A 12299-nucleotide genomic window follows, 5' to 3' on the forward strand; every position below is an offset into this window, starting at 1 on the left:
AAAGTTTTGTGTAAACGGTCATTTGGCAGGAGACTGCCAGCAACAGGAGCATAGATGACCGTAGCGAAACGCAATAAAAGAGAGAAACCCGATGCTGAACTCGTCAAGCTGGCAGACAGCCTGCTGGCGAATTACCAGAAGCCGGAAAACCTGATAGACGAGAACGGCCTGCTCAAGCAGCTGACCAGGATGCTGGTGGAGCGTGCGTTAGAGACGGAGATGTCCGAACACCTGGGCCATGGCAAGAGCGAAGCGGTGACCAATGCCACAGGCAACACCCGTAATGGTCATAGCGCCAAGACGCTGCAGGGGGAGTTTGGCAAGTTGCCGCTCAACATCCCGCGCGACCGTCAGGGGGCGTTCGAGCCGAAGCTGGTGGAGCGCCATCAGACGCGCTGGACGGGCTTCGACGACAAGATCATTTCGCTGTATGCGCGTGGCCTGAGCGTGCGCGAGATCCAGGGGCACCTGGAAGAAATGTACGGCACGGAGGTCTCGCCGACGCTGATCTCGGCGGTCACTGACGCCGTCAGTGATGAGGTGAAGGTCTGGCAGGCCCCTGCGCTCGACGCGCTCTATCCGATTGTCTATCTCGACTGCATTCACGTCAAAGTGCGCGACAGCGGCGCGGTGCGGACCAAGGCGGTGTACCTGGCCATCGGCGTGAACATGGCCGGCCACAAGGAAGTCCTGGGACTGTGGATCGCCCAGACCGAGGGGGCCAGGTTCTGGCTGCAGGTGGTCGCTGAGCTCAAGACGCGCGGCGTGCAGGACATCTTTATCGCCTGCGTCGACGGGCTTAAAGGCTTTCCTGAAGCCATTGAAGCGGTCTACCCCAAAGCGGCCGTGCAACTGTGCATCGTGCACATGGTGCGCAGCAGCCTGAACTTCGTGCCGTGGAAAATGCAGCGGGAAGTCGCCGCCGACCTGAAGACGATTTACACTTCATCGACCGTCGAGATGGCCGAACAGATGCTGGGCGCCTTCGAGGCCAGGTGGGACAAGGACTATCCGTCCATCGGGCAGAGCTGGCGACGCAACTGGGCACGGGTGATTCCGTTCTTCGATTACCCGCCGGAGATCAGGAAGGTGATTTACGCCCCGGAGGAAGTCCCCTTGGGGGACACCACGAACGCCATAGAATCGATCAACATGAGCCTGCGCAAGGTGATCAAGACCCGCAGCTCGTTCCCGACCGATGAGGCCGTCACCAAGCTGTTTTACCTGGCCCTGAACAACATCAGCAAGAAGTGGACGATGCCGATCCGCGACTGGAAGGCCGCACTGAACCGTTTCACGATCCAGTTCGAAGAGCGGCTGGTGCCGGGTTAAACCTCAACCCGTTTACACAAAATTTCGGACACCCCCCTTTCTGCGAGATCTTCTTCAAAAAATGGCCTTCCACTCGAGGCCACTTATCCACATCCCCCTTTGGACAACTTTTGTAAAAACAGCCGAACACATTGTGGGCGAAACCTTGATAAATGCGCCGCGTTAACCGGTCGGCTAAAAATTCTCCCTGGCTCCGTCAACCTGTCCGCCCGCGCTCCCAAGGGTTATCGATTCTGCAGCGCATTGATCCGTAAACGAACTTCCACGTTATCCACAGCTGAACGCCCCACTTGTTAACTATTACTACGTATACATATATAAAGACTATAAAAACCGGAGAAGCACGCCGAAACACGCGCAACGTATACGCACATAACGACAGCAACATCGCAGGACGCAGAACCAGCGAGCACCAACCCAGCCACCCACACCTCACCCCAACGGCAAACAAATCTCCGTAGCCAACTCCGCAGGCGCAGTCTCCTTGGGACTGTTCAAAAATACTCCTCAAACACCGGCGCATCCGCTGCCTCCCTCCCAGACTGCACGAGCCAGGTCCCGTACAACCACTCATAAGCCGCTCGCATATCGCTATACGGCCCCACATGCCGCAACACCGCATATTCCCCACCGCGTATACGCGTGACAGAAACCGCCCCACCCATCCCAACAGCCGAAGCCACTTCAGCCATCACAGGCCCCGGCAACAACACACCCGCCTTCGACCGCAACGCCTTCTCCTCGACCACTCCCGGATCATCGAAGTAAACCCCGATCATCCGCATCTGCGCCTCGAGCAGAGTATGTTTCGCAAGCCACCCCAACAAAGCATCAAAAGCCTTTCCGATCTGCATATAAGGTCCGACATGATCGACCGACAAAATCTCCATCGGCTCCACATAACGAATCACGACCTCACGAATCATCGTCATCTGATCGTCTTCTGAAAGCGCCGGACGAAACCGGCTATGCGTGCCTTGCCTGCGATACTGCGCCGGCGGCACACCAAACACGGCGCAAAACGTCCGCGAAAAAGACTGCAAACTGCTATACCCCGAACGCTCGGCAATCTGAGCAATCGGCATCGAACTACTCGCAAGAAAACCCGCTGCGCGATGCAACCGTAAACGCCGCACGGTCGTCGCGACCGTCTCGCCATACATCGCCTGATAAATCCGGTGCCAGTGATACGGCGACAGACACGCAATCTCCGCAAGCCGTCCTATATCGAGCGGTTCGTCGAGGTGATCGTAGATATGGTCGAGCACGCGTGCGAGTCGCGTCTCGTATCGAGCCCGATGGTCTGATTCGTTCATGACTGGACCGCAGAAAATTGTCGCGAGAGGATGCGAACAAAGTATCACGTCAGCGAGTGTCGGCCGTTTACCAAATCCTGCGGATTTCAAGCGGTGCGCACAAAGGGGATTGAGCGCCTGTTGACCGCGCCCCGTGGACGCGAGCAGGAGCGCCAAACACAGCATCGGCAAACAGCCCCAATCTCCGCAACGTGACGCTGCCGCCGTTTGGCGCTATCGTGTAGTGAGCAGCACCAGCACCAGCAGCAAGCAACCTGCAGCATGTAACCGCCGTTCCCATTCCTACCCGCGTTCGCGCGAGGCGATGGAGCCGCAAACATGAGCTACACCGAGTCGATCGGCAGTCGCACGTACCGCTTCGCCGACCTGAAGACCCTGCTCGCGAAAGCGAGCCCGCAACGCTCGGGCGACCAGCTCGCAAGCATCGCGGCAGCGAGCGAAGAAGAGCGGGTCGCCGCCAAAATGGCGCTCGCCGAGGTGCCGCTACGCACGTTCCTGAACGAACCGCTGATCCCCTACGAAACCGACGAAGTCACCCGCCTGATCATCGACGATCACTCGCCAGCAGCCTTCGCCGAAATCTCCCATCTGACAGTAGGCGACTTCCGCAATTGGCTACTCAGCACCACAACCGACACCGACGCACTCACCCGCATCACCGAGGGCCTAACACCAGAAATGGTCGCCGCCGTCTCAAAGCTGATGCGCAACCAGGACCTGATCACCGCCGCCCGTAAACGCCCGGTCATCACACGCTTTCGCAACACGGTCGGTTTACCGGGCCGCATGTCCGTACGCCTGCAACCGAACCACCCAACCGACGACGTCAAAGGCATCGCCGCCTCGATGCTCGACGGCCTGATGTACGGCTGCGGCGACGCGCTGATCGGCATCAACCCCGCGAGCGACAACCTCGCCGCGATCACGAAGCTGCTGCAGATGATCGACGACTTCCGCCAGCGCTATCGGGTACCGACGCAGTCGTGCGTACTCACGCACGTGACGAGCACGATCGCCGCGATGGAAAAAGGCGCGCCGGTCGATCTCGTATTCCAGTCGATCGCCGGTACCGAAAAAGCGAACGCGAGCTTTGGCATTTCGCTCGCGCTGCTGCAGGAAGCGTACGAGGCGGGGCTGTCGCTACAACGCGGCACCGTCGGCAGCAATCTGATGTACTTCGAAACGGGGCAGGGCAGCGCGTTGTCGGCGGATGCGCATTTCGGCGTTGACCAGCAGACCTGCGAGGCGCGCGCCTATGCGGTCGCGCGCAAGTTCAAGCCGTTTCTGGTGAATACGGTAGTCGGTTTCATCGGCCCTGAGTATTTGTACGATGGCAAGCAGATCACGCGCGCGGGTCTCGAGGATCACTTCTGCGGCAAGCTGCTCGGCGTGCCGATGGGTTGCGACATCTGCTACACGAACCACGCCGAAGCGGACCAGGACGACATGGACAATCTGCTGACGCTGCTCGGCGTAGCGGGCATCAATTTCATCATGGGCGTACCTGGCGCGGACGACGTCATGCTCAACTATCAGAGCACGTCCTTTCACGACGCGCTGTACGTGCGCGACGTGCTCGGTTTGCGCCGGGCGCCGGAATTCGAGGAATGGCTGGAGTCGATGCAGATCATCGACGCACGCGGCGCGTTGATCGGCGCATCGTCGCGGCAACCGCTGCTCGAAGGCGCGCGCGACTGGATGGGGATCGCATGAGCGAGAACGACGCACTCGACAAGGACCCGTGGAGCGCACTGCGTCGGTTTACGCAAGCGCGCATCGCGTTAGGCCGCGCGGGCAACAGCCTGCCGACCGCGCCATTGCTCGCGTTCAATCTCGCGCATGCGCAGGCGCGCGACGCCGTGCACCATCCGCTCGATGTGGACCCGCTGCACGCACAGCTGCGCGCGCAAGGTATCAACACGCTCGACGTGCATAGCGCCGCGCCGGATCGCGAGCATTATTTGAGGCGCCCTGATCTTGGGCGGCGTCTGTCGGAGGAGAGTCGCGCGACGCTTGCCCGACTGCCATCGCAATCAAGCGATGTGCTGTTTGTGATCGGCGATGGTCTATCGGCGTTCGCCGCATCGAAGCAGGCTGTACCGTTGCTGCAAGCTATACATCCAAAGCTCGCGGGTTGGACCATCGGTCCCGTAGTGGTCGCGCGTCAGGCGCGCGTCGCACTCGGCGACGAGATCGGCGAATTGCTCGACGCGAAAATCGTTGTGATGCTGATCGGCGAGCGGCCGGGTTTGAGTTCACCGGATAGCCTCGGCATCTACGTCACGTACGCGCCGAAAACGGGGTGCAGCGACGCCCAGCGCAACTGCATTTCCAACGTGCGCCCGCAAGGCCTCGACTATCCGCAGGCCGCGCACAAGCTGCACTATCTGCTCACGCAGGCGAGGAAGCTGAGACTGACAGGGGTGGGCTTGAAAGACGACAGCGATGAGCTGCTAGCCAGCGCTCCGACGCATCCTGCCGTGAACGACGGTTCAGCGTAGGACGCAACGAGCGTAAATCTCGCACGCCCACTCACTTGCGCAACAACCTCAACCCATTGGCCACTACCAGCAAACTCGCACCGACATCTGCGCACACCGCCATCCACATCGTGCCGAAGCCCATCAACGTCAGCACGAGGAACACGCTCTTGATGCCAAGCGCGAGCGCGATGTTCTGCACCAGCACCCCGTAGGTCGCCTTTGACAACCGGATAAACGTCGGAATCTTCCGCAGATCGTCGTCCATCAACGCGACGTCGGCGGTTTCGATCGCGGTGTCGGTACCCATCGCACCCATCGCGAAGCCGATGTCAGCGCGCGCGAGCGCGGGCGCATCGTTGATGCCGTCGCCGACCATGCCGACCGTCGCGCCATCGCTCGACCATTGCGTGAGCGCGTCGAGCTTGTCCTCGGGCAACTGATCGCCGCGCGCTTCATCGACGCCGACCTGCTGCGCGATCGCCTCGGCGGTATGACGGTTGTCGCCGGTCAGCATCGTGGTGCCGACGCCGAGCCGCCGTAATTCGGCGACGGCGGCGCGGCTCGTTTCCTTCACCGTGTCAGCGACCGCAAACAGCGCGAGCACGCGCTGCGCATCGGCGAGCATCACGACGGTTTTGCCGTGCTGTTCGAGCGCATCGAGACGCGCCTCGAGTTGCGGCGAGCAGCGGCCCAACTCTTCGACCAGGCGATGATTGCCGAGCCAGTACGCGATACCGTCGATATCGCCGCGCACGCCGCGTCCAGCGATCGCCTGGAACGCATCGACGTGCAGGTGTTCGACGCCGTCGTCATTGGCGGCAGCAGCGATCGCCATCGAAACAGGGTGGTCGGAGCGGCCCCCGAGGCTTGCCGCAAGCGTGCGGTATCGGAACGTTTCACGCGCGTCACCAACCACCTCAAACTCCGTCTGCACTGGCTTCCCGTGCGTAATCGTCCCGGTCTTATCGAGCGCCAACCGGGTCAGCTTGCGACCCTGTTCGAGATAAACGCCACCCTTGATCAGAATCCCCTTGCGCGCCGCGGCCGCGAGCCCGCTGACGATCGTCACCGGTGTCGAAATGACGAGCGCGCACGGACACGCGATCACGAGCAGCACCAGCGCCTTGTACACCCACGCGTGCCACGCTCCACCGAACACGAGTGGTGGGACCAGAGCGACGGCGAGCGCAATCGCGAACACGATCGGCGTATAAACGCGCGCGAATTCATCGACGAAGCGCTGCGTCGGCGCCTTCGTGCCCTGCGCCTCCTCGACCGCGTGGATGATCCGCGCGAGCGTCGTGTTGCCGGCGGCCGCCGTCACTTGATAATCGAACGAGCCCGCCTGGTTGATCGTGCCGGCGAATACGGCGTCGCCGATCGCCTTGTCGACGGGCAGGCTCTCGCCGGTGATCGGCGCCTGATCGACGCTCGAGCGGCCCGCGACGATTTCGCCATCGAGCGCGATCCGCTCGCCCGGCTTCACGCGCACGAGCGTCCCGGGCACGATCGCGTCGACGCGGACGGGCTGCCACGCTCCATCGGGCTGCTGCACGCTGGCCTGTTCGGGCGTGAGCAGCATGAGCCCTTCGATCGCGTTGCGCGCGCGGTCGAGCGAGCGTACCTCGATCAGCTCGGCGATCGTGAAGAGCACCATCACCATTGCGGCTTCGGGCCACTGGCCGAGCAGCGCCGCGCCGGTCACGGCGATGCTCATCAGCGCGTTGATGTTCAAGTTGCCGTTGCGCAGCGCGACCCAGCCCTTGCGATATGTCGTGAGGCCACAGCAGGCAATCGCGACGACCGCCATACCCGCCACCACCCAGGCCGGCGCGCCGAGCCAGCTAGCGGCTTCTGAGGCTCCCGCGACGATGCCGGCGAGGATCAGGGGCCACCACGGCTTGCGCATTGCGTCAGTGGCTGCTTGGGGCACCGCGTCGGCGTTCCCACCCTTTCCGGCGTCGCTTGCCAGTTCGGGCGTGAAGTCGAGCGAGCGCAGGGCGGCGAGGACCGACTCGAGCGCCTCCGGCGCGTGGACGACAGTCAGCACGCGCTGCATCAGGTTGAAGTCCATGCTACGCACGACCGGCATACGGCCGAGTTTCTTGCGGATCAGCGCTTCCTCGGTCGGGCAGTCCATCTGCAGGATGCGGATTGCGGTGCGAAGGTCGTCGCCGACGGCTTCGGACGGAGGCAGGCGCAGCGACGCAGGCGCAAAAGCGCTAGCGGCGCAGCAAGCGACAGCAGCGTGATCATGGGCGTGGCCGTGATCATGACCGTCCTGATGATCGTGCCCTTCATGCCGATCACCGCCGCCCACGTCGGCGCCACAAGCATGTTCACCGCCATGCGAATGCCCACATCCCTCACCCGTGCCCCTGCCGTGATCATGGTCGCGCCGCGCATCAACGTCGCCGCAACCCCCGTGCATACAGGCTTCGTCCAGTTCCGGACGATCGGTGGCAATACGGCAGGTGTCAGGCATTGGTGGCTTCCTCGTGCGATTTGTGGTCTAGTAAACACCCTGAAGCCACTACAAGGTCAAGGCCGCGTGGAGGAAGGGTCCATGAAAATCGGCGAACTGGCGAAAATCGCCCATTGCACGACGGAAACCATCCGTTTCTACGAGAAAGAGCGCCTGCTGCCCGAGGCGGAGCGCACCGAAGCCAATTACCGCAGTTACACGGCAAAGCATGTCGAGCGCCTGCGCTTCATCCGCAATTGCCGCGCGCTCGACATGACTCACGACGAAATCCGCGCATTGCTGCGTCTGACCGACGCGCCGGCGAACGGCTGCGGCGGCATGCATACGCTGGTCGACGAGCACATCGCGCACATCGACACGCGTATCGAAGAACTGCAGCAGCTGAAGGCGCAACTGACGACGCTGCGCGACCAATGCCACGGCGAGCATCCGGTCGAAGACTGCGGCATCGTGCACGGCCTGACCGACATGGATGTGGCCGTGCCGCGTCCGCGGCATACGCATCTCGGTTGACGCCATGCTTGCCGTCGAGCGCTATCGCGTCACGACGCAGCGCCGGCGCGGCAACCCCATACACGGCAAGGCCGCATGTGCGACCTTGCCGATCGATCATCGAATCCAGTTGGAGAATCAACGTGTTCACCTGTAGAAACCAGTCCTGCGGCGCGCAGTGGGAGCAATCCGACGTCGTCATCAAGAACGAAGGCCAGGGGCTGCTGTTCCGCTGCCCGCTGTGCGGCGCGCGCAATTACGTCGAGCGTTTCGACGGCGACAACGGCGCGGTGCTGTACGAGCAGTTGCCGGGCCGCCCCGATCAGGGCCCGATGGCCGAGTAATCTCGATTCCTACAGACGATCCTATGAACAGTCCCACCCCCGCCGGCGCCGCATTCAGCGAGCTGCCGCTACCGCCCGCCACGCTCGCGAACCTGACGCAGCTCGGCTACGTCGAGATGACGCCGATCCAGGCCGCGAGCCTGCCGATCGCGCTCGCCGGTCAAGATCTGATCGCGCAGGCGAAAACCGGCAGCGGCAAGACCGCGGCGTTTTCGCTGGCGCTGCTCGCGCGCCTCGATGTACGCAAATTCGGCACGCAGGCAATGGTGCTGTGCCCGACGCGCGAACTCGCCGATCAGGTCACGCAGGAAATCCGCCGTCTCGCGCGCGCGGAAGAAAACATCAAGGTGCTGACCTTGTGCGGCGGCACGCCGATGCGCCCGCAGACGGCGAGCCTCGAGCACGGCGCGCACGTCGTGGTCGGCACGCCGGGCCGCATCATGGATCACCTCGAACGCGGCAGCCTCGATCTGCAATCGCTGAACACGCTCGTGCTCGACGAAGCCGATCGCATGCTCGACATGGGTTTCTTCGACGACATCGCGAAGGTCGCCAGGCAATGCCCGAAAGAGCGCCAAACGCTGCTGTTTTCGGCGACGTACCCTGAGGGCATCGCGAAGCTGAGCCAGCAATTCCTGCGAAACCCGAAGGAAGTCAAACTCGCCGAGCGGCACGACGACAGCAAGATCCGTCAGCGCTTCTACGAAGTGACCGAAGACGAACGTCTGCACGCGGTCGGTCTGCTGTTGAATCACTATCGTCCGGTCAGCACGATCGCGTTCTGCAACACGAAGCAGCAGTGCCGCGATCTGCTCGACGTGCTGCGCGCGCAGGGCTTCCATGCGCTTGCGCTGCACGGCGAACTCGATCAGCGCGAGCGCGATCAGGTGCTGATCCAGTTCGCGAACCGCAGCTGCTCGGTGCTCGTCGCGACCGACGTCGCCGCGCGCGGCCTCGACATCGCGCAACTCGAAGCGGTGATCAACGTCGACGTGACGCCGGACCCGGAAGTGCACACGCATCGCATCGGCCGCACGGGCCGCGCCGATCAGGAAGGCTGGGCGCTGAGTCTCGCGAGTATGGACGAGATGGGGCGCGTCGGTGGGATCGAGCAGGCGCACAAGCGCGACGTCGAATGGCACAAGCTGGCCGAGCTGAAGGCGGGCAACAACGAACCGCTGCTGCCGCCGATGGAAACGCTGCAGATCCTCGGCGGCCGCAAGGACAAGATCCGTCCCGGCGACGTGCTCGGCGCGCTGACCGGCGACGCCGGCTTCGCGGGCTCGCAGATCGGCAAGATCAACGTGACCGACATGTCGACCTATGTCGCGGTGGAGCGCAGCATCGCGCGCGAGGCGGTGCGCCGGCTCAGCGCGGGCAAGCTGAAGGGGCGCAAGGTCAAGGTTCGTTTGATGGACGAAGCCTGATTCACCCGAAGCTCCGGCTTTCATTGAAAGTCCAATAACTCGAAAAACGGCCGCGTCAGCGGCCGTTTTCGCAACCGGGCCGCTCAGCATCACATTCCTTCATACCTACGCAGTTACCCGCATTCCCCGAAATCCACACCGCGTCCCCGCAAACCATGAACCCACCGGCTTAGGCCTGCGTCGAGCGGCTTCGCGCGAGCCATGAAGAAAACGCATGCCGCGCATGACAAAGTTTCGATTGTGAGCGTTCTTTGGCTGATGCCTAATCACCCCACCGGAAGGAACGCCCCGCTGCCGCCATTCGCGCGGCCGCCGGCGGGTGTAGATAGGGAGAAAGTCTTATGCAGAGCGCCATGCAAGCCCGCTCGAAACTGCCGGACGTCGGCACCACCATTTTTACCGTGATCGGCCAACTGGCCGCGCAACACGATGCGTTGAACCTGTCGCAGGGCGCGCCGAATTTCGCGCCGGACCCGAAGCTCGTCGACGGCGTCGCGCAGGCGATGCGCGCCGGCCACAACCAGTACGCGCCGATGGCCGGCATCGGCGCGCTGCGCGAAGCGCTCGCCGACAAGGTCGAAACGCTGTACGGCGTGCGCTACGACCCCGCCAGCGAGGTGACCGTGCTCGCGAGCGCGAGCGAAGGTCTTTATTCGACGATCAGCGCGCTCGTGCATCCGGGCGACGAAGTGATCTACTTCGAGCCGTCGTTCGACAGCTACGGTCCGATCGTGCGCCTGCAGGGCGCGAAGCCGGTCGCGATCAAGCTGTCGCTCGATCACTTCCGCGTGAACTGGGATGAAGTCGCCGCCGCGATCACGCCGAAGACGCGCATGATCATCGTCAACACACCGCACAATCCGACGGCGACGATTTTTAGCGACGCCGATATCGAGCGGCTGAAGGCGCTCACGCGCAACACCGACATCGTGATTCTGTCCGACGAGGTCTACGAACACGTCGTGTTCGACGGCGCGAAGCATCAGAGCATGGCGCGCCATCAGGAACTCGCCGAGCGCAGCGTGATCGTGTCGTCGTTCGGCAAGTCGTACCACGTGACCGGCTGGCGCGTCGGCTACTGCCTCGCCCCCGCCGCACTGATGGACGAGATCCGCAAGGTCCATCAGTTCATGGTGTTCTCCGCCGATACGCCGATGCAACACGCGTTCGTCGACGCGCTCGCCAATCGCGACAGCTACCTCGGCCTGTCCGACTTCTATCAGAAGAAACGCGATCTGCTCGCGCATACGCTGCGCGAATCGCGCTTCGAGCTGTTGCCGAGCGAAGGCAGTTTCTTTATGCTCGCCCGGTTCCGCGGCTTCTCCGATGAAAGCGACAGCGATTTCGTGCTGCGCCTGATCCGCGATGCGCGCATCGCGACGATTCCGTTGTCGGCGTTCTACACCGACGGCACGGATTCGGGGCTGATTCGCCTGAGTTTCTCGAAGGACGACGCGACGCTGCTCGAAGGCGCGCGGCGTTTGTGTGAAATCTGAGCGCGCGAGAGCACACTCGAAGTGTCGAAGTCGTCAAAGTATTCGAAGTATGAAGGGAGATGTCATGAAGTTGCTCAAGTGCTTGTTGGCGCTGGCCTGTGCCGGCGCGTCGCTCGCAGCATCGTCGGCCGCAAGCGCCGCCGATACCGCGACGCTGCGTTTCGGCCTCGAAGCGCAGTACCCGCCGTTCGAGTCGAAAGGACCGAACGGCGAACTGCAAGGGCTCGATATCGACGTGGGCAACGCGGTCTGCGCGGCCGCGCACATGACGTGCAAGTGGGTCGAAACCTCGTTCGACGGCCTGATTCCGGCGCTGCAAGGCCGCAAGTTCGACGCGATCAATTCAGCGATGAACGCGACCGAGCAGCGCCGCCAGGCGATCGATTTCACGACCGTCGTCTATCGCGTGCCGTCGCAGCTGATCGCGCGCAGCGACAGCGGTTTGCAGCCGACGCCTGAGTCGCTGAAGGGCAAGCGCATCGGCGTACTGCAAGGCTCGATTCAGGAGACCTTCGCTAAGGTGCATTGGGAACCGGCCGGCGTGATCGTGCTGCCGTATCAGGACCAGAACCAGGTCTATGCCGATCTGACGGCTGGCCGTCTCGACGGCACGCTCGTGCTCGCGCCGGCCGGACAAACGGGCTTTCTGTCGAAGCCCGAAGGTAAGGGCTACGCGTTCGTCGGTCAGCCTGTGCGTGACGACAAGATTCTCGGCAGCGGCATCGCATACGGCATTCGCAAGGGTGATACTGCGCTGCGCGATCAGTTGAACGCCGCGATCGCGAAGGTGCAAGCCGACGGCACGGTGAAGACGCTGGCCGCGAAATATCTCGGCAATATCGACGTCAGCGCGAAGTAATCGCGTCGCGTTCGGCCGGCGGCGCCGTTTGCGAGCGGCGCCGCGCGTTCGCTTGTTGGCCATGC

9 protein-coding genes and 1 pseudogene are annotated in these 12299 nt (G+C 62.7%); 8 read left to right on the forward strand and 2 right to left on the reverse strand.

Annotated features, from left to right (window positions below; translation table 11 throughout):
• Window positions 1–54: 54 nt before the first annotated feature.
• A complete protein-coding gene (locus OKW26_RS34275; protein ID WP_429356397.1) occupies window positions 55–1332 on the forward strand; it encodes an IS256 family transposase in 1278 nt (425 codons plus the stop codon).
• A gap of 432 nt (window positions 1333–1764) precedes the next feature.
• Here the strand turns inward: OKW26_RS34275 and OKW26_RS34280 are convergent.
• Window positions 1765–2648, reverse strand: a pseudogene (locus OKW26_RS34280) (AraC family transcriptional regulator).
• A 318-nt stretch (window positions 2649–2966) separates the two neighbouring features.
• On the opposite strand from OKW26_RS34280, the gene OKW26_RS34285 reads away from it, so the two are divergent.
• Together OKW26_RS34285 and eutC are read left to right on the forward strand one after the other, a co-directional pair.
• A complete protein-coding gene (locus OKW26_RS34285) occupies window positions 2967–4361 on the forward strand; it encodes an ethanolamine ammonia-lyase subunit EutB (protein WP_429356398.1) in 1395 nt (464 codons plus the stop codon).
• The gene (eutC, locus tag OKW26_RS34290) at window positions 4358–5149 is read left to right on the forward strand and encodes an ethanolamine ammonia-lyase subunit EutC (protein WP_429356399.1); all 792 of its coding nucleotides are present in this window, start codon (window positions 4358–4360) and stop codon (window positions 5147–5149) included. Before OKW26_RS34285 ends, eutC begins: the two co-directional genes overlap by 4 nt.
• A gap of 31 nt (window positions 5150–5180) precedes the next feature.
• On the opposite strand, the gene OKW26_RS34295 is transcribed toward eutC, so the two are convergent.
• A complete protein-coding gene (locus OKW26_RS34295) occupies window positions 5181–7616 on the reverse strand; it encodes a heavy metal translocating P-type ATPase (protein WP_429356400.1) in 2436 nt (811 codons plus the stop codon).
• Window positions 7617–7697: 81 nt separating this feature from the next.
• Here OKW26_RS34295 and cadR point away from each other — a divergent pair, with 81 nt between their 5' ends.
• From cadR to OKW26_RS34320, 5 genes are all read left to right on the forward strand, one after another.
• Window positions 7698–8129 (forward strand): Cd(II)/Pb(II)-responsive transcriptional regulator, encoded by a 432-nt coding sequence (gene cadR / locus OKW26_RS34300; protein WP_184074348.1) that lies wholly within the window; start codon window positions 7698–7700, stop codon window positions 8127–8129.
• A 122-nt stretch (window positions 8130–8251) separates the two neighbouring features.
• Entirely contained in the window at window positions 8252–8452 is a 201-nt protein-coding gene (locus OKW26_RS34305; RefSeq protein WP_090802271.1) for a hypothetical protein, read from the forward strand.
• Between the two features lie 23 nt (window positions 8453–8475).
• A complete protein-coding gene (gene dbpA / locus OKW26_RS34310; protein ID WP_184056100.1) occupies window positions 8476–9879 on the forward strand; it encodes an ATP-dependent RNA helicase DbpA in 1404 nt (467 codons plus the stop codon).
• Window positions 9880–10220: 341 nt separating this feature from the next.
• Complete coding sequence (locus OKW26_RS34315) at window positions 10221–11375, forward strand: pyridoxal phosphate-dependent aminotransferase (protein WP_429356401.1); 1155 nt, start codon at window positions 10221–10223, stop codon at window positions 11373–11375.
• Window positions 11376–11439: 64 nt separating this feature from the next.
• Window positions 11440–12234, forward strand: a complete 795-nt coding sequence (locus OKW26_RS34320; RefSeq protein WP_184060920.1) for an ABC transporter substrate-binding protein — start codon at window positions 11440–11442, stop codon at window positions 12232–12234.
• Window positions 12235–12299 lie beyond the last annotated feature (65 nt).

Source organism: Paraburkholderia sp. 32 (assembly GCF_050435345.1).
Taxonomy (GTDB): Bacteria; Pseudomonadota; Gammaproteobacteria; order Burkholderiales; family Burkholderiaceae; genus Paraburkholderia; species Paraburkholderia tuberum.